The following is an 18,972-nucleotide window of genomic DNA, read 5'->3' on the forward strand; positions in this document are numbered from 1 at the left end:
TTCAAGCTACGTGCTAAATAAGATTTAGTTGGATTAGGTCTAAAACGTAGAAAAAGTAACCCCACCAGTGAGCAAACCGTTAGAGGTATTATCTCCTTTGAAATGTTCGTACTCGCCACGGATTCCTAAGTTATTAGTAAATTTATAGCCTGCGCCCACACCAAATAATGCGCCTTTGTCATCAGTTGTCGTGGTCACAGAATTACTTTGGACTTCAGTTTCAGTAGAAAACATACCTAGCTTACCGAATACCTCTGCTTTTTCCATCACTGGCATACTAGCTGTCGCTGCTACTGAGTATCCCGTTGTTTTGTGAGATGAGCTTGGGGTTTTACCTTGTGCTTCGACCTCTTCGTCGAGTAAATGATAATAATTGCCCTCCACCCCAAAAGTTTGGTTAAACTTATAGCCGCCATACAGTTTCCAAGCATAGCAATCCCACTCATTAGCATCACAAGTATCGGCTACATCACCTGTTTGCTTACCCATACTTGCGCCCGCATAAAAACCAGCACCATTGCCATCACTTAGACCCAAACCTGTCGTGATGCCGCCCGCCCACACGGATGAAGTGCTCAGCGCAATCGCTAAGGCTAATAATTTTTGTTTCATTTTTATTCTCGTTTTACTTAGTAAAAGATTACTTAATCAACCCACTCAATAATGAGCTGATTTATTTTATTATTCATTAAACTCCATTAGGTTAGGAGTTTTCCCGACAAAAAGGATTAACGGTTAAGTTTTAACCATAGTATTAAACTAAAACGGCACACTCATCCCTTAAAAGCTAGAAAACGTAATACCGGCTGAAACCGTACCTATATCTTGACTATCTGAATTACTTTGCAAATTTTCATACTCTCCACGCAAACTCAAATTATCATTCATTTTATATTGCGCTCCTAAGCCCCATAACAAATCAGTACGCTCCGAGGACACATCACCACCCGACGCATAACCTGCGACATTGCGCCCAGACAAGATACCTAAACGCCCAAACGCATCAATGTCTTGAGCCACGGGCATAGACGCTACCGCGCTTAAGCTTACTCCGGTCGTTTTTAGGGTCGTACCATCGCTATATTCCACATCTAATAACTGATGATAGGCCCCCTCCACTGACACATTGTCACTGAGCTTATAGCCCAGCAATACCTTGCCTTGTAGGCAGTTACTATCATCGCCGCAGTCGCTAAGCTTACCCCAAGACACCACTGTACCTAGGTTGCCACCGATGTATAAATTTTTGCTATCCATTAAATCTGCCGCTAAAACGCTAGCATTAGCCACTGTCACCCACGCTAGTGCCATTAGATATTTTTTCATTATTGTGCTCACTGTTAACAAGGTTGGGGTTTACCACTAAAGGCAAGATACACTCTATTCATAGGTACATTGTTTCATGCATGAACGTGCCTGCCCATTTTTTCCGATAGGTTGAATAATTAAAGTAGCCGCTGCTTAAGCGTCTCCTACCTCCAGCTCCCTACTTAACGCGTTTACCTAGCAAAGCTCTAGAAAAGTCTACAAACCGCAACCTAACCGATCCGAAGTGATCTCATCATAGTTATTTAAACTTTAAAAATATTGCTCTAATGATATTTAGATGAATTTAATTAAAAATATTAATTTAATTTCTCGACACTTATACATTTAATTTGCCGATAGAATAGATAATGTTTTTTTGCTATAATGCAAATCATAAATAAACATTAACAATAGACAGGCAATTACCTATACCAAACCCAAATAACTTTGGATATAGGAATTACACTTCTCCTAGGTTTATTATGTATCGGGACTTCATTATGCACTTAGTTAGCACTGTATTATTAATATTAGGTTTACTTTCACCTAGCTTAAGTCATGCTAGTGAACCAACACTCACCGTCTCTACCTCACCCTCCCCGCCTCTATTTTTCCCTGAACCCTTTAATGAGGGTATGCAGGGTTTAGAATATGATCTAGTCAGTGCCTTAGCTAAGCAAGCAGGTTTTAAGGTAGAGTTTAAGCGTTATCCGTGGAATCGTGTGATAGCTTTTTTAGAAAAAGGTAAACTCGATCTCACTATGTCTATGACACGCACACCTGAGCGTGAAAAATTTATCCATTTTTTAGGGTTCGCTAATTATGAGCAGTTTTGTATTTTAGTAAGCCGCAAAAGTGATATTAAAATAGAAAAATTAGACGATCTGACCAAACCCGGATTTAAATTTGGTTTACACCAAAACTACCATTACTCCAACGAATTTAATCAGCGCCTTGAAAATGACCCAGAGTTTCGTTCTCATTTTGAATTCTTACCCGATCCTATCGAAGAGTTTGACCCATTAGTATCAGGAAAAATCCAAGGTTTTATCTTTGATGGTAATATTGGAGCTTATGCGCTTAAAACAGATAAAAGGATGGTAGAGTTGCGCATGGTTTGTCCCCCCTTCTTTCCACCTTCACCCGTAAACTTTGCAGTCAGTAAACAGATTCCACAAGAAAAAATAGATCAACTGCAAAAAGCCTATGATAGTCTAAAAGCTGATGGTACTCTCAATGCTATTCTTGAGCGTTACATTAAAATAGGCTATATTCCTGATCCCACTAAAAATGAGCAAAATTATTAATTAATAAGGATATAGTTATATGCTAAAAAAGATTATTACCAAATAAATATCTAGCTCATATGAAAAATTTTTAAGCTGTTATTAAACTCTGTTCGAGGTGCTATTTTACTTTGTGGATCACAATGACCATAAAAAAATATTTAGAACAGAAGCTGGCAAAAAAAATATTAATTTTAATTTTTTTATCCAGCTTTATTATCACCAGCTTATCGATAATTTCCATGTTATTTAACCAATATCTACGGGAAATAAATGAGATTTATCTTAACTCTGAACTCAATATTGCTAATAATGTTAACCCAATCACCCGTAGTACATGGCTCTTAGACCTACACGGTTTAGAGCGTCATCTACACAAAATCACTCAATATCCATCTATCAGTTATGCGAGTATTTTTGATGAAGATCTGAATTTATTGGTCGAGGTAGGAGACAATCAGCGCTCTTATAGCAAGCTAATTGAACACAATTTATTCTATACTGATGCTGCTGAAACCACGCCCGTGTTTGTAGGCAAACTAAAGGTTAGAGTTAATACTGAGCAAGCTGTTACTAATGTCAAACTAAACTTAGCAAACTTAGTTATCACACAACTAATTAAAACTCTAATCTCATTTTCTATTATACTATTTATTATTCATCATCATCTGTCAAAACACTTAAATTCCATATTAAGTTATATTAAATATCATTTTATCTCTAATCACTCCGTTGAGTATTTAACTCTATCTCGGAAACCTGTAGATGATGAGCTACAGATTTTAGTAGATACGATTAATAATAGTAAGCAACATTTAAAGCTAAACTATCAAAAAATCAATGAACAACACAATAATTTAATTAAGGAAATAGAGCTACGTCGTCAAGCAGAGTATGATGCAAAACTATACTCAGACCAATTAATACTAACATTAAATGCTTTAACTGATGCCGTATTAGCCTGCTTACAAGATGGCAGAGTGTTATTAGCTAACTACCAAGCTCGTAAATTACTTGGCTTAAGCATCGATTTTGATTTAAATCACACTACACTCGATGAGCTTCTACAGTTCTCTCAAACTACTAATAGACAGCAATCACTGATTGATATGAAGTACCTAGCTTCTGATTATCGTAATGCACAGAAACTAGATGCTTTTTGCTGGCTTTTAAATACCAATACTACTTGTATTCCCGTTCAAATCAATATTATTCCTAATCTTAATTTCAAGACTATTGAGCAACAAGATAAAACAGGTTTTTTACTCATCTTACATGATGAGTCTAATAGTACTAGACTGCAAGAACTGGCTTATCATGCGATGCATGATTTTCTTACTGGTTTAAAAAATCGCTTTGCATTTAATGAAAAACTAACAGCTATCCTTGCAGAGCAAAATGCTCAGCCCTACTGTTTAGCTATTATAGACTTAGATAAATTTAAAATGGTGAATGATAATTACGGTCATCTAGTAGGTGATGAGCTATTAAAGTCAGTAGCCACTATTATTAAAAATAATACGACTCATCCCGATGTAGTCGCTCGCCTAGGAGGTGATGAATTTGCTATTTTATTTAGTGGCGATATGGAAAGCAGTATTAAAAAAAGCCAAAGTATTATTTTTCATATTGAGAATATGAATCTTGCTTATGAAAAAAAGCTTTTTTATGTATCTTGTAGTATTGGTATTACTCCTATCTATGAAAATGATACCATTGAAACAGTGCAACTGAGAGCAGATAAAGCGTGTTATCAGGTTAAAAAAGATGGTGGAGGGGTCATTCAAACGCAATACCGTATCGAGCAAGAAGAAGAAAGCCCGCTGCAACGCTTTACTGTACTACAAAAAATTATGGAATCATTACGTGAAGAAAAGCTGATTTTATATATCCAAATCTTTAAATCTATTAATCAGCATCAACCTATGCGCTTAGAGGTATTATGCCGCCTCTATGATGAAAACAATATTTTATTACCTAAAGACTTTTTACCTATTTTAGATAGCTATTATTATACGCCCAAGCTCGATTTATTAGTTATTAAAAAACTTACTGCCACCCTGCCTTTACTATTAGAATCTAATTTTCATATTAATATCAACCTATCCCCTTTGAGTTTAATCAAGCCTTCTCATACTCAAGAAATTATTGCATTTTTAAGTAAGTATCAGTTTAAAAAAGGGCAAATCTGTTTTGAGATTACTGAGCAATGTATTATTCAACATAAAAACCATGTATTAGATTTTATGAGCCGCGCCCGTGAGCTAGGTGCGATATTCGCTCTTGATGATTTTGGTACAGGTTATGCGTCTTTTGGGGCTTTACACGATTTTTCATTTGAGATTCTTAAAATCGATGGTAGTTTAATTGAGCAGATTGAGTCTAATAGCCGCGTTTTGACATTTGTGAAATCGATCCAGTCTATTGCAGAGGCACTGCAAGCCACAACGGTAGCTGAGCATGTACACTCAGAATCAGCCATGCAGTTATTACAAGAAATAGGGGTTGATTACGTACAAAGTAATTTAGTGGGTAGCGCTCAAGCGTTAGATGGTTTTACTAACCAGTTGCTGTTAGCCAAACACACTAAAAAGCTTTTGCAAAATGTATACTAACTGTTTCTTGTAATAATGACGCACGTATTAAGATCTACTCATTATCTAAGCGGAACCTATAGATAAGGTAGTTTTTTAACTTATTATACTATAAATTTAATTTTTAGTTAAAACCAAATGCTTATTTGCTATACTCAGACTAATACAATAGTTAAGGAGCTGACATGCCTATTTTCATATTATCGATAATTATTCAAATAGCCTTAGTTGTTCATATAGTCAAAACAGGGCGCAATACTACTTGGATATGGATTGTGGTGTTACTACCCTTAGCAGGATCCATTGCATATTTAATCGTAGAAATATTGCCTGAACTATTAAGTACCCGTACTGGTCGACAAGCTCGACGGGCTTTAGAGCAAAAACTTAACCCTAGTAAAGATATTAAGGCAGCAGCACGTCAGTTTAATTTGTCAGACTCCGTAGAAAATGCTTTAAAGCTAGCTAATGAGTTGTATCAACAACAAGCCTATATTGAAGCCAAAGAGTTATATGAAAAAAGCCTTGTCGGGATTCATGCTCATGATCCTGATATTATGTATGGTTTAGCTAAAACAGAATTTGCTCTAACGAACTTTACTGCTACTAAAAAAATACTTGATGAACTGATTCAGTTTAATCCAGACTTTAAAAACCCTGATGCTCATTTGCTTTATGCACGCACACTGGATGCACTAGAGGATTATATAGGTGCTACTGAGGAGTATGAAGCACTTCATAAATACTTCGCCGGACCTGAAGCTGATTATTATTATGCCCTTGCGCAGCAAAAACAGGGCAATATTTTAAAGGCACGTGAATTACTCAAATCCATTATCGATAAAGCCGAACTACAGGGTGGTCACTATAAAAGCTTGCATAAGGATTATTTAAAAAAGGCTAAGAGCGACTTAAGAAAACTAGAAACAACACATACCCTATAAAGCTCAAAGCCTACTAGCTATTAGGGAGAACTATTGCACCTAATAGCTAACGCACCAACTGCGGCATATTCAAAATCGGGAGCATAATTGCTAATACAATCAGCGTTACAATCCCACCCATTAGTAAAATCAGCGCTGGCTCTAATAGCCCTACTAAAGTAGCTAAACGCGCTTGAATTTCGCGTTCTTGTTGAGTGGCGGCGCGATCTAACATTTGCTCTAAACGCCCGCTCCCTTCACCACTCGCAATTAAATAAATCATCATCGGTGGAAATAAATTTGACTTTTCTAGCGCTTTATAAATAGGTGTTCCTTCACGCACCCGTGCCGCTGCTTCTAGTATCGCTTGACGCATGGGTAAATTACTCACTACCTCGGCGGCTATATGCATGGCATCAATAATCGGCACACCACTAGAGGCTAAAATACTCAAAGTACGCGCAAAACGTTCACTATTGGTACTACGTACTAAACGCCCAATAATCGGTAATTTTAATTGCCAACGCTGGAAGCGTAAGCGCCATTTATCACGCTTTAATAGCATAATAAATAGCAGTACTATCCCCAGTATTCCCAATAATAAAGCCGTGCCATAATTTTCTAAAAACTGGCTGCTTTTAATCAGCATGCGAGTTAATAAAGGTAGCTCATGATTAAAGTTTTCAAACACTTTAATCACATTGGGTACTACAAACTTTAACAGCGCAATCACAATCCCGATTGATACTAGGCTCAATAGAATCGGATAGGCTAATGCACTGGATACTTTTTGTTGGCTTAATTGGCGGCTTTCGGTGTAATCAGCTAAACGCTCTAATACTTGTTCTAAATGACCCGATTTTTCTCCTGCTCCCACCGTAGCGCGATATAAAGCGGGAAAAGCGCTGGGAAATTGCCCCAAAGCACTGGCTAAGGTATGACCCTCTAATACTTTAGAGCGCACCGCAGAAATAATGCGCCGCATCGAGCCATTTTCAGACTGGCGCACAATCGAGCCTAGTGTTTCCTCCACGGGAGAACCCGAACCAATCAGCGTTGCCATTTGGCGCGTGACCAGCGCTAAATCAGTCGGGCTTAAACCGCCCCCGAACAAAGGGCGCGACATAATCCCTGTAGAGCTTTCTTTGTGCTTTTTAACTACCGCTTGCACTTCAAGCGGGGTTAGCTCCCGATTACGTAAGGTCTGACGCACCTGACGTGCTGTATCACCTTCAATAATGCCGCGCTCTTCTTTGCCTTTAGTATTTAAGGCGCGATACTCAAAAGCGGGCATTATTCGTTATCCTCGTGCGTCACACGCAATACTTCCTCTAAAGTGGTACGTCCCTCTAGTACTAGGCGCACGCCATCGTCACGAATACTCGGCATGGTTTGGCGCACATAACGCTCCATTTCAATTTCACTAGCGCGGTTATGAATTAATTGGCGTAAGTTTTCATCCAAAACAATCAGTTCATAAACCCCCGTGCGTCCGGTATAGCCGCTATGATTGCAAATCGAACAACCGACCGGACGATACAGCGTAACCGCTTGATGCGCCTCTAATCCCATAGCGGCTAATTCGGCTTCGGTTGCCTGATGTGGCTCCCGGCACGCCGCACACAACATACGCACCAAACGCTGCGCTAATACCCCCAATAAACTAGAAGAGAGCAAATAAGGCTCTACCCCCATATCCTGCAAGCGTGTCACCGCTCCAATCGCCGTATTGGTATGCAAGGTCGAAAAGACTAAATGTCCGGTTAAGCTCGCTTGGATTGCAATTTCAGCCGTCTCCAAATCACGGATTTCCCCCACCATCACCACATCAGGGTCTTGACGCAAAATAGCCCGCAACCCCCGCGCAAAGGTCATATCGACTTTGGTATTAACCTGTGTCTGCCCAATCCCATCGATAAAATACTCAATTGGGTCTTCAACGGTGAGAATATTGCGCTCGCTATTATTCAGCTCAGTGAGTGCCGCATAAAGTGTTGTGGTTTTACCTGAACCCGTAGGCCCCGTAACTAACACAATGCCGTGTGGCTTTTGAATGAGTTGTTGCAAACGTTTGTGCGCTACTGGCTCCATACCGAGCTTAGTCAGATTCAAGCGCCCTGCTTGCTTATCCAAAAGACGCAAGACCACGCGCTCACTATGACCAGAGGGCAAAGTAGACACCCGCACATCCACCGCTCGCCCTGCTAAACGCAATGAAATACGCCCATCTTGCGGTACACGTTTTTCGGCAATATCGAGCCGTGCCATGACTTTAATACGCGAAATAATCAAAGGGGCTAGTTTGCGCGGTGGCTCTAATATTTCACGCAATACGCCATCAATGCGCATTCTAACCTTCATACGGGTTTCAAACGCTTCAATATGAATATCCGATGCACCCTCTTTAACCGCTTGCGCGAGTAAAGCATTGATGAGGCGAATAATGGGCGCATCATCTTCAGACTCTAATAAGTCCTCTGGTTCGGGTAAGGCTCCGGCTATATCATTTAAATCCAGCGTGTCGCCAATATCCTGCATCACCTCAGAACCGACTTGGCTACGATCATATGATTGCGCCAACAAGCGATTAAACGTTTCACCGTCTACCGCTTCGACCTCAAATGCCCCACTGTAATGGCGTTGCACCTCGGCTAGTGCGGTGATCACGATAGGTTCGCGGCAAACTAGCGTAGGTGGTGTTATATAGCGCCATAACACACCATGCCGTTTTGCAAAGGCATAGGGAATTTCTAATATCTCTACGGTTTCAATCAGTTCGGACTCAATGATTTCACTCATTATTTCATCCCTGATTTAGCCTGTGGCGCATAAGTCGGTGTCGGCTCATAATTTTCCACTGGACGTACTACGCGTCGCACCACACGCGGCGGTTGCTGAGGGACTGGACGTTGCACTGACTGAGGATTAGGGCGCACTACCTGTCGGCGTGCTGGTTGCGGTTGAGGGGTATAATGCAGATTATCCACGCTGGTATTATTTTGCTGCAAGGGGCGTAATTGTGCCGCACGTTGATCAGAGCGCCCGCGCTGCAACACATTACTACTCACCTGCTGACGTTGCATGGTTTCGTATTTGGCACGAGTATAAGCATCCGCTGCTTCACCATCGGGCATAATCACCGGATGAATAAAGACCATGAGGTTTTGCTTGAGCTTAGAGGTGCTAGCTCCCCTAAAGGCTCCACCAATAAACGGTAAATCCCCTAATACGGGTACTTTCTCTTTGGAGTCGCGGAACGAATCTTCGATCAAACCACCCAACACTAATACTTGACCGTCCTCTACCATTACATTGGTCGTAATTTTGCGCTTATTCGTAATGACATCGGAAGCGCTCACACTGGTGGAGGCGAGGTTAGAGACTTCTTGATCAATTTTAAGATTAATGGTTTTACCACGATTAATTTGTGGGGTAACAATTAAACTCAAACCCACATCGCGGCGCTCAATGGTATTAAAAGGATTAGTCGGAGTAGAGGAACCGCTGCCGGTACTGGTATAACTCCCCGTCACAAACGGTACTTCCTGACCTACTACAATCTTAGCCTCTTCATTATCAAGCGTGACTAAAGTCGGAGTCGCTAAAATATTAGTCGCCGCATCGCCCTTTAAAGCATTAGCCACTAAACCAAATTGAGTCCCCCCTAACACTTTACCCAAACCAAATAACAAGCCCGAACCTATCGCACCCGCAGCGGTACTAGAGTTAGAGAGTGCAAACGCTTGACCTAAACCATTACCAAAATTACTAATACCTACTGCACCACCACTATTCGCATCCTCAGGACGTGCCGCTAAGCTCACGCCCAAACGATGGGCTAAATCGGTAGAGACCTCAGCAATAATCGCCTCAATTAATACTTGACCACGACGTACATCGAGTTGGGCAATGACACGTCTTAGATTCGCCTGCATAAATTCGGGGGCAGTAATAATCAGTGAGTTGGTCGCTTTATCCGCAATCACACTCACTGATGTATCTCCACCCGTTGATGCGGCGGCAGCCCCACCACCTTGTGCGGCTTCAGCAGCACCCTTGGTTTGTTGCTGCAAGGGAGAGGAAATGCCTTGTAATACTTTTTCTAAATCTTCCGCCTTAGCATACTTCAAAGGTACTACAATCGTTCCCCCCTTAGGCTTTTGCTGTACGTCTAAGCGGCTGATCACACCGTAAATATTAGGGAATAGATAATCTGGAGCGGTCACGACTAAAGAATTGGTATTACGGTCGGGAATAATCGTCAGTGCATCGCCTTGATCCGCGATTTGCTTAGCGGCTGCACCCTCGACTGTCCCTGCTACATTTTGCTGTACCCCTTTGGTAATGCCTTGTAAGGTTTGCGCCATTTCCTCGGCACTGGCAAATTTTAAGGCAATAACACGCGTGCCACCTTTAGCCTTTTGCTTAACATCGAGCTGAGCAATGACACTGCGAATATTCGGGTAGAGATAAACCGGAGCGGTCACGACTAAGGAGTTAGTATTGCGGTCGGGAATAATCGTCACCTGATTACCCGCTGCGACTAATGCCCCTGCTGAGCCTTCCGCCACTCCTGCTTTTTGCTGTTGTACGCCTTGTGAAATACCTTGTAGGGTTTGCGCCATTTCTTCGGCACTGGCATAGCGCAATCTAATAATTTGCGTGCCACCAATCTCTTTACGGGGAATATCCAAGCGTACTATAGCCGAGCGTAAGCGTTCGCGTGCCGCTTTATCCCCTGAAATCAATACGCTATTAGTACGCTCATCCGCAGACACTCGAATAGTATTAGCACCGGGTAATACCCCACCATCGGGTAACTGTACCCCACCTGCTCCAATGAGCTGTTGGAGGGTCTGTGCGACTTGGGTAGCAACGGCATATTTAAGATTGACCAGCTCAAAATCGTCATTATTGGGACGGTCAATACTTCTAGCTAATTCAATCACCCGTGCGACGTTTTGAGCACGTCCTGTCACAATCAATGAATTACTGGTTTGATTGATCTGTACACGAGTATCCCCCTGCCCCGCGAGTGGTGTCAGCGTGGCATTAGCGGTAATCGCTGGGACATATTGTAGACGAAACACTTGAGTCACAATTTCGTCCGGTGCGAGACGTGGTAAACCATTATCATAAGGAGAAGGCGGCACATAACTCGATTCAGTACTCGGCTGTATCAAGCCCGCAGGTAAATTAGGATCAATCTCTACATTCGGTGCATCCCCTTGTAAACGGCTTTGCTCAGGTACAATAGAAGGTACAGCTTCGGGATAAGCACCAAAATCTAAATTAGGGCCCGCCATAGAAGGCGGTGCAGGTGTAGCGTCCGTTTCAGGTTTAGGCTCCGATACAGGTTTATTTTTATTACTATCAGAATAAGCCGTTTGATTCGTTTTAGGATTAGCGCCCCCACCTACAATCGGTGCTACGTTTTGAATCGAGCGGTTCATAGGTACGATTTTGGTAATATTGCCCGTTTCAATTGCCGACAAACCATGTACTTGCAAAATAGAAATAAATGCATCGTAGAGTTCGGCATCGGTAATGCCACGCCCTGAAATAAAGGTCACTTCAGCACGAACCGAGGGATCAATGACAAAATTGCGCCCCGTGCGCTTAGAAACCAGCTCGACCAACGTGCGAATATCCCCCCCTTCGATTCTAATGGAGGCAGTATTATCACTATCTGCCGCTAAAGAGGGATAACTCAGCACCGCTAAGGAAATTAAGACAGGGAGCACGCCTAAGCGATGCAGTAAGGTCGATTTTAGTAATTGAGACTTCATAATCGGTATCTGTGAAGATGGTTTTAGTGTTATGACAAGAATGCCGCAGAGTGTAACTGATTCTACTCATCCGTGAGACGTTTTTGAGAGGGGATTTCTAAGGTCTGAAGTTTGATTAGTTTTAGACTGTAACACTGCAACCACAGGCGAGCGTAAGGGTTATAGGGGAAATATGATGCTCAGCACCTGCTGGATGAACGTGCAATACGGCTAAGGTATAGGGATTAAATACGACTATATCTTTCACTCCTTGCGATAAGTAAAACGGGGGAGCAATTTGTAAATCTTTAGCTTCATAGCCCTTACTGATGATTTCAATGACCGCCTCTGGTACTAATGTGATGGCTTCCTCATCTTCATCTGGTTCCCGACAAAAAATTGAAATATCAGGGCGCTTTAGCGAGCCATTGGGAAAACTGACATAGACATCAGCGATATGGATGCACTGGCAAGCGGTATTGAGCGCGGGATTGATCGTGCTACGAATACGGTCTACTGCTTTTTGATGGCGGTAAACGGGCTGAGCTTCCCATAAGGGTAGACCGTTGACAATTTCCAGTTTAACCCCTAATTGTTCGGCTTGTAGTAGGCGTGAGTCCATGAGTGTGACCTGTACAGGTGATTGAAAGTGCAGTTTAGCACAGTACTCCCCCCCTTAGGGTTAGCGAAAAATTTGCTCTCTAATAGTAGAGGCAAAGTTACTATTGTCAGTTAAGCCGGTATGGGTAAATATTTCCAAACGATTATTGTCATAGACTATCCAAACTTCTTGTGCACCTTTGGCTAAATAAAGCTCAACTTTTTCTGTAATTTCTTGCTTGGAGTTTGAGGGTGAGACGATTTCTACACACAGCTCTGGTGCTTTAGGATAGGGGGTTGCATAACCAAAGGTGTCAATGAAAGACGCCCTGCATTATCTCATCTAAAACCTTTAGTAACAACAATACCTAAATTAGCATACTTTTCATTCAGTTAGCTTCACAAGTTTGACTACATTATGGTCATAGTGATATTCGCTTATGCTTCCATCCTTAATTTTATCTACAACCTCATCAACGATGAAAAGTGGTACTAAAAACCATTCTCGAGGCATTACGGGTTTACCAAAGCGATCATTGATTTGAATGTCTAGTCTGGCAGATTCAAAAAAACGGTGAAGAATATTTTCGAGTTTAGTACGGTTGATATTATACAGCTCATAGGTTGCTACAATTTCAACGTCTGCCATTAAATAGGTTGGGTCTTGTTTGGCACTGGCAATGCGCGTTTTCACACTACCACCCGTGACACCTATCTTATGAATAAGATTACGGTTCTCGGCTATAGTCGGGTGCTGTGATTTACTGCGCAGTACATAAATAGTTCCACTACCCATATCCTCCTCGCTTACTATCTTATCAAACAATGGCCCCATACTAATATCTGTGATGCGTCTGCCCGCGTCATCTTCCCATAAACGCTTTTGAAGCGAATGCAAGAGTTGATTGCTTTCTACGCCATTGTCAAAGATGACGCGCAGCCTGAATTCGTTGCGGCCATCGGTTCCTTTAAAAGCCTCACCCACTTCGGCGATATAGGCTTTCTGGCCGGAAACTATAAAGAGATTACCTTCTTGGATACTCCCATCTTTGGCAAAGGGTATTATCTTGCGCCTACCCGACTTAATATCCGCCTGAACGGCTTCAAAGATTGGCTTGAATTTTTCGAAATCTTGACAAGGTTTTCTTGCAGCAACTTCTGCAGGATTGGCCCTTTCTCTTTCAGCACGCGGCTTCACATGCTTTAGCACCGTAATATCATTGGCTTCGGGTAGGTCTACTCCTAGTGCGGCAAGCAATGCCTCATCGCTGTAATAGCTTACTGATGCAGTAGCAGATTTCTCAGGTGTCAGTAAACCTTGAAAGTCGATAGTTGCAACCAGATTTCTACACTCTTCCAAACTACGAATTTGGTCTAGGCGTGTGGCATATAGACGCTCAAAAATATCCTTATCTTCGCCGTGTTGTGGCACACGCCCATGCTCTTCGACAAAGCGCTGAATTTCCTCAAAGCCTGCAATAATCCGCTCTTCTCGCGGTGTTCTAGCGTTTAAGGTGCTGGTCTCAATCTCAACTCCTAGCTCTGCTAAGAGCTCATCATCTTCTTCAGTAAATTGCGACTTAGCCATGCTTTGCCTCCGCTTTCATTCTGGCTAAGAAAGCAATACCTTCGGCCATTCTTCTTTCCCAAGGATCTTGCGCATGTAATTCCGGTAAGCGGCCGCGCTCTTGTTTAAATTTCAGTGCGCGTTTTGCTAAATCACGTGCTTCTTCGGGAGTCAGATTCACTTTTTTGGCAGAAATAACAGCAGCGACTTGCTTTAAACTTTCTTCACTCATGGATTTTGCCAAAATCGCATAGGCTTGCTTGAAAGGGTTGATATGGTCAATCAAATCAATATCGAGATCACGCACATCCATCGCAAATTGTCTAACGCCATCTACAAAGGCCGTATTTCTGCCTAGCTCAGTCGCACCACCACGCTCTTGGTTTTGGCTCGCCAGCTCTTTGGCTTTTTGGGTAAGGTTTAAAGCAGCAATCGCATGCTGGCGAATCGCTTCTTGGTCTTCGTCATCCAACTCGGGGTATTTGTCTTTAACAATTTTGCCCATGCGCACTTGGGTCAATTCTTCGGGGAGGGTTTCCTCATCAAACAGACCCCGCTCCAAGGCGGTTTTATCCTGTACAAAGGCGGTAATCACCTCGTTTAGATCTTCGCGACAAATACGCTGAGCATCGGCACTTTTCGGTTCTACCAAACCTTTGATCTCAATCTGAAATTGCCCAGTGGCTTCATTAAAACCAATATTCGTGCCGTTTGGATCATAGCCTTTAGCAACATAGTCAAAGCCTTCTAGGGGTGTACCTTGAGTCTTTTTGGGCGTGAAGTTAAAGCGGGGAGCCAGCACTTGTTCCATGAGTAAACTGGCCGCAATCGCTTTTAAGGTATCGTTCACGGCATCGGTCACGGCTTCCGCTGAAGCGTCCGGCTCTGCAATCAGATTAGTAAAGCGTGCATGGGTTTTGCCTTCAGCGTCACGGGTAGCACGACCAATGATCTGAATAATTTCAGTGAGGCTAGAGCGATAACCAATAGTTAAGGCATGTTCGCACCATATCCAGTCAAAGCCTTCTTTTGCCATCCCTAGCGCAATAATAATATCGACATGATCGCGGTTATGTTTAGCCTCAGGCATTTTAAGCGCCGCCGATACCTTGTCGCGCTTACTGGGATTATCATCCACCAAGTCGGCAATTTTGATAGTTTTCCCATCGCGGGTTTTGACTAAGTGAAAGCCTGTGATTGCGTCTGTGCCAAGCCATTCTCCTAACTCTTCAATAATGTGCTCCACTTCCTTGATTTTGTCTTTGGTGCTTTCACGCGAATTAATATTGGGAATGTGCAGAATCGTTTTTTCGTGGGGATTTAAGATGCTGAGAATGTCGTCGGTGTAGGAGCCAGTATAAAAGTAATAACCAATATCCAAGGTTTTTAGGTAGTCGTAACCATTCAATTGCTCATAATAAGTATAGGTCACCGTCTCGAAATTGGCTTCATCTTGGGGCGCTAACACAGCTTCAGCATCGCCTCTAAAATAGGAGCCGGTCATAGCAACAATATGCACTTTGTCCCGCGCGATAAATTCACCCAAATGTGCGCCCAGTTTATTATCGGGATTAGCACTGACATGATGAAATTCATCCACCGCGATTAAGCAATCATCGAAGGCGGCTACACCAAACTTATCTACGGCAAACCGAAAGGTGGCGTGGGTACAAATCAAAATAGGCTCTTCACTCTCAAGGAAGGCTTTAACCGCATTAACTTTGCCACCCTCCTCACCCGGGGCATTACACAAGTTCCATGTGGGCGCGACCTCCCAATCCCAATAAAACCCGTATTGGCTTAGAGGTTCGTTATTAAAGCTAGAACCAATCGATTTTTCAGGCACTACAATCAGCGCTTTTTTAAGGTTTTGGTTATGCAATTTGTCCAAGGCTATAAACATCAAGGCACGGCTTTTACCAGAAGCGGGTGGCGATTTAATCAGTAAGTATTGTTCACCCCGTTTCTCAAAAGCGCGTTCCTGCATGACGCGCATACCTAGCTCATTGGCTTTTTTTGAGCTGCCATTGCGGGCGTAGTTGACTGAAACTGAAGGGATGGCTTTGGGTTTCATCATGCTGAGGCGGCCTTTTTGTTAGCGTTGCTTGTCATTTTGGTGTATAGCTCAAAAAGCTTTTCGAGGCGCTCGGTGTCGTTTTTAAAGCGCCGCCCGATATAGATGCGTTCGAGCACTTCGTCATTGCGTTCGTGGGCTTGGCGTAGGTTGTCGGGCATGGTTTCGGGGTCGTAAAGATCGGCGATGGTAGCGGGGAAATGGGCTTCGCGTGCCAACAGAATGTTTTCAGCGCAACGAGTCAGGTCTTCTTTGTTTTTTTCGGTGAGTTTGGGAACGGGGAAAGTGTTCCAGCCCAAAAGGTTTGAGTAGCGAAGTCGGGTTTCAAGCTGTCCACATACAGTTCTAATCCATGTTATGTGCAATTTCGAGCAAAGAATGGCCATATTCCATAATGCAACATCGTACAAGGCGAACGCAGCGTTCGAAAAAACCACATTCTGATTTTCCAAAGTAACAGGTAGATATTCGCGATTTTCAGAAGATACAACTGGTATAGCTACAGTATGTCGTATACAGCTTCTCATTTCTCTGAATTGGTGAGGTGTTTCAGCCATTTTAATGGCCATGGGATCTGGCGATGACAATCTGCTTTCGCGCACGCTATTAATTCGTTTTCGTACTACATCGTTTCCAGAGTATTTTTGGAGATCCTTTTCATCTGTAAACCATAAGCAATATCTAGTTTTTCCTTTTATAATTTCGTCCGACTCCTTGAAAAACCTCAAATTTTGATTTAAAACTCCCGACTTACTTAAGGCTTCCATATCGGATTTACTTAACAATAGCCCCTCAGACAATCCGTAATAATTTCCTTTTAACATTTCATCGACACAGCTAATACTTGCTGTTGTTCTATTCACCCATACATCTTCACCCTCTACTAGGTATGAATTTATATATTGGACAGTTCGCTTTTCATTATCCTGAAACAGATAAAATGGAGGTTTTTCTCTTGCACCACCACCGATAATTGATACAGTAACGCCGGCATTGTGGGCTGCAAGATTATTCCATTTAAATGGAAGGACGGCGAATTTTATGACAGTTCCTAACTTATTCATCTCAAACCAAAAGTTAGCTATATTTTGGCCCTGACAAATTGAATTTGTTGATACAAGTGCGTAACGAGCATTGGTTTGCAGGCTAAAACGCTGAGCCAGATAAAACCAAGCGCAGATATAGTCTAAAGATTTCCACTTTGGAAAGACATGTGAGAGGCAATCTTTCATATCTGCCTTTTGGGTCTTGTTCTGGTCAGCGTTACCTTTATATGGAGGATTTCCACAAATGTAGGTTTCCCCACCCGCATTCTCAAAATCAATTTCCGCTTGCTGCAATGGTGTACTAAACAAATCATCCGCAATCAGTTTTACCCCTGTACCTGTCGGCGGGCATACTGATAACCAATCCAAACGCAATGCATTACCACAAATAATCCAATTCTCAGCATCCAAGGGAAGAAAGGTAGCAAGTGCTTCTTTTTGCCCTTGATACAGCACATCACATTGATACTCAGCAATAATCAGCGCCAACCGTGCAATCTCGGCTGGAAAATCCCGCAACTCAATCCCGCGAAAACTGCGTAACGAAATATCGCTGGAGCGACCACGCTCACCACGCCGCTCATTAATCTGCGCCTCAATCTCGCGCATCTGCTTATACGCAATCACTAGAAAATTGCCTGAACCACAAGCAGGGTCAAACACGCGAATATTCGCAATCCGCTTGCGCAGATTTAATAATTTTCGGGGATTGTTTTCTGCTTGTGCTAACTGTTCGCGCAAATCATCTAAAAATAACGGGTTCAATACCTTGAGGATATTCGGCACGCTGGTGTAGTGCATGCCTAAAGCACCGCGTTCTTCATCATCCGCCACGGCTTGAATCATCGAGCCGAAAATGTCAGGGTTGATCTGTTTCCAATCCAAATTCCCCACATGCAGCAGATAGGAACGGGCAATCTTAGTAAAACGTGGTACTTCCGTGCTACCAGAAAACAACCCTCCATTCACATAAGGGAACCCATCCGCCCAAGAACGAATTTTTGCTGGTTGGCGATCTATGATTTTCGTATTCATCGCACGGAAGATTTCGCTGATGACCTCATGGGTATTGGAAGAGTCGGGTGCACTCATTTGCTCAATGGTAGCGGTGAACAGGGTATTACCATGGAAAATATCAGTGTCTTCGGCAAAAAAGCAGAATATCAACCGTGCCATAAAGTGATTCATGTCATGGCGACGTTCTGAAGTACCCCACTCAGGATTATGACTTAGCAATTCCACATACAGACGGTTTAAGCGGCTCGTTGCACGTATATCAAAAGTATTTTCACGAATTTGCTTAACCGTGGTAATCCCTGCTAGGGGCAAGAAAAAACCAAAATGGTTAGGGAAATCCGCATAAGCACAAGCAACCGTTTCACCAGAACTGAGGTCTTCTGCCTCAAAACTCTGTCCATCGGTGGCTAGAATAAATTTAACTTTGGCTTTATGAGTGGCAGGGCTATGTCTGAGTGCGTTCAAAGTAGCAGTGACTTCGCCTAATGCACATACAGCAAGGTGAATATTATTACGTTGCAATACTCCATCTACTATATCGGAAGTATTGGTAGCACCACTTTGCAAACGCTTGATGGTCGTAGGCTTATTGCCAAAGGCTTCTAAAAAAGCATAAGGGAAACTTTTCGCCTCAAAGGCTTGTTCAGCTAGCCGACTAATGGCCTCTTCTATTTCTACAGCATTCAACAGCATTTACCCTTGTAGTGACACAATACAGAGCTAAAAATTTTAACAGACTATAGGCAAATCTATCTTTCAAACTGACTTTAGTTAAGCTTAAGCACTAGG

At 42.6% G+C, this 18,972-nt stretch carries 13 protein-coding genes; 3 read left to right on the forward strand and 10 right to left on the reverse strand.

The annotated features are described in order from the left end of the window. Positions 1-39: 39 nt before the first annotated feature. Together IPL34_RS15845 and IPL34_RS15850 are read right to left on the reverse strand one after the other, a co-directional pair. Positions 40-612, reverse strand: coding sequence for a porin family protein (locus IPL34_RS15845; protein ID WP_296842424.1), 573 nt, complete (start codon positions 610-612; stop codon positions 40-42). Between the two features lie 168 nt (positions 613-780). Further along, a complete protein-coding gene (locus IPL34_RS15850) occupies positions 781-1,326 on the reverse strand; it encodes an outer membrane beta-barrel protein (protein ID WP_296842425.1) in 546 nt (181 codons plus the stop codon). Positions 1,327-1,808: 482 nt separating this feature from the next. Here IPL34_RS15850 and IPL34_RS15855 point away from each other — a divergent pair, with 482 nt between their 5' ends. The 3 genes from IPL34_RS15855 (at position 1,809) to IPL34_RS15865 (ending at position 6,132) form a co-directional block, all read left to right on the forward strand. Further along, entirely contained in the window at positions 1,809-2,615 is an 807-nt protein-coding gene (locus tag IPL34_RS15855; protein ID WP_296842426.1) for a transporter substrate-binding domain-containing protein, read from the forward strand. Positions 2,616-2,836: 221 nt separating this feature from the next. After that, complete coding sequence (locus tag IPL34_RS15860) at positions 2,837-5,209, forward strand: EAL domain-containing protein (RefSeq protein WP_296842427.1); 2,373 nt, start codon at positions 2,837-2,839, stop codon at positions 5,207-5,209. Positions 5,210-5,373: 164 nt separating this feature from the next. Further along, on the forward strand, positions 5,374-6,132 hold the full coding sequence (locus IPL34_RS15865; RefSeq protein WP_296842428.1) for a tetratricopeptide repeat protein: 759 nt from the start codon (positions 5,374-5,376) through the stop codon (positions 6,130-6,132). A 46-nt stretch (positions 6,133-6,178) separates the two neighbouring features. Here the strand turns inward: IPL34_RS15865 and gspF are convergent, their stop codons facing one another. The 8 genes from gspF to IPL34_RS15905 form a co-directional block, all read right to left on the reverse strand. Next, positions 6,179-7,405, reverse strand: coding sequence for a type II secretion system inner membrane protein GspF (gene gspF, locus IPL34_RS15870; protein ID WP_296842429.1), 1,227 nt, complete (start codon positions 7,403-7,405; stop codon positions 6,179-6,181). Next, on the reverse strand, positions 7,405-8,910 hold the full coding sequence (gene gspE / locus IPL34_RS15875; RefSeq protein ID WP_366931064.1) for a type II secretion system ATPase GspE: 1,506 nt from the start codon (positions 8,908-8,910) through the stop codon (positions 7,405-7,407). Before gspE ends, gspF begins: the two co-directional genes overlap by 1 nt. After that, positions 8,910-11,900, reverse strand: coding sequence for a type II secretion system secretin GspD (gene gspD, locus IPL34_RS15880; protein ID WP_296842430.1), 2,991 nt, complete (start codon positions 11,898-11,900; stop codon positions 8,910-8,912). Before gspD ends, gspE begins: the two co-directional genes overlap by 1 nt. Before the next feature lie 121 nt (positions 11,901-12,021). Beyond that, the gene (locus IPL34_RS15885) at positions 12,022-12,501 is read right to left on the reverse strand and encodes a Uma2 family endonuclease (RefSeq protein WP_296842431.1); all 480 of its coding nucleotides are present in this window, start codon (positions 12,499-12,501) and stop codon (positions 12,022-12,024) included. A gap of 60 nt (positions 12,502-12,561) precedes the next feature. Continuing rightward, entirely contained in the window at positions 12,562-12,798 is a 237-nt protein-coding gene (locus tag IPL34_RS15890) for a Uma2 family endonuclease (RefSeq protein ID WP_296843078.1), read from the reverse strand. A 66-nt stretch (positions 12,799-12,864) separates the two neighbouring features. Further along, a complete protein-coding gene (locus tag IPL34_RS15895) occupies positions 12,865-14,067 on the reverse strand; it encodes a GIY-YIG nuclease family protein (RefSeq protein ID WP_296842432.1) in 1,203 nt (400 codons plus the stop codon). Further along, a complete protein-coding gene (locus IPL34_RS15900) occupies positions 14,060-16,123 on the reverse strand; it encodes a pseudomurein-binding repeat-containing protein (protein ID WP_296842433.1) in 2,064 nt (687 codons plus the stop codon). The genes IPL34_RS15895 and IPL34_RS15900 overlap by 8 nt, the downstream gene beginning before the upstream one ends. Beyond that, positions 16,120-18,870 carry a DNA methyltransferase gene (locus IPL34_RS15905; protein ID WP_296842434.1) on the reverse strand — a complete coding sequence of 917 codons (2,751 nt, stop codon included), beginning with the start codon at positions 18,868-18,870 and terminating at the stop codon, positions 16,120-16,122. The genes IPL34_RS15900 and IPL34_RS15905 overlap by 4 nt, the downstream gene beginning before the upstream one ends. Positions 18,871-18,972 lie beyond the last annotated feature (102 nt).

Origin of the sequence: Thiofilum sp. (genome assembly GCF_016711335.1) — a bacterium.
In the GTDB taxonomy this organism is placed as follows: Bacteria; Pseudomonadota; Gammaproteobacteria; order Thiotrichales; family Thiotrichaceae; genus Thiofilum.

Excerpts from the sequence above, each read along its gene's own strand:
- IPL34_RS15845 (WP_296842424.1), bottom strand. The coding sequence starts at position 612 with ATGAAACAAAAATTATTAGCCTTAGCGATTGCGCTGAGCACTTCATCC.
- IPL34_RS15850 (WP_296842425.1), bottom strand. The coding sequence starts at position 1,326 with ATGAAAAAATATCTAATGGCACTAGCGTGGGTGACAGTGGCTAATGCT.
- IPL34_RS15855 (WP_296842426.1), top strand. The coding sequence starts at position 1,809 with ATGCACTTAGTTAGCACTGTATTATTAATATTAGGTTTACTTTCACCT.
- IPL34_RS15860 (WP_296842427.1), top strand. The coding sequence starts at position 2,837 with ATGTTATTTAACCAATATCTACGGGAAATAAATGAGATTTATCTTAAC.
- IPL34_RS15865 (WP_296842428.1), top strand. The coding sequence starts at position 5,374 with ATGCCTATTTTCATATTATCGATAATTATTCAAATAGCCTTAGTTGTT.
- gspF (WP_296842429.1), bottom strand. The coding sequence starts at position 7,405 with ATGCCCGCTTTTGAGTATCGCGCCTTAAATACTAAAGGCAAAGAAGAG.
- gspE (WP_366931064.1), bottom strand. The coding sequence starts at position 8,910 with ATGAGTGAAATCATTGAGTCCGAACTGATTGAAACCGTAGAGATATTA.
- gspD (WP_296842430.1), bottom strand. The coding sequence starts at position 11,900 with ATGAAGTCTCAATTACTAAAATCGACCTTACTGCATCGCTTAGGCGTG.
- IPL34_RS15885 (WP_296842431.1), bottom strand. The coding sequence starts at position 12,501 with ATGGACTCACGCCTACTACAAGCCGAACAATTAGGGGTTAAACTGGAA.
- IPL34_RS15895 (WP_296842432.1), bottom strand. The coding sequence starts at position 14,067 with ATGGCTAAGTCGCAATTTACTGAAGAAGATGATGAGCTCTTAGCAGAG.
- IPL34_RS15900 (WP_296842433.1), bottom strand. The coding sequence starts at position 16,123 with ATGATGAAACCCAAAGCCATCCCTTCAGTTTCAGTCAACTACGCCCGC.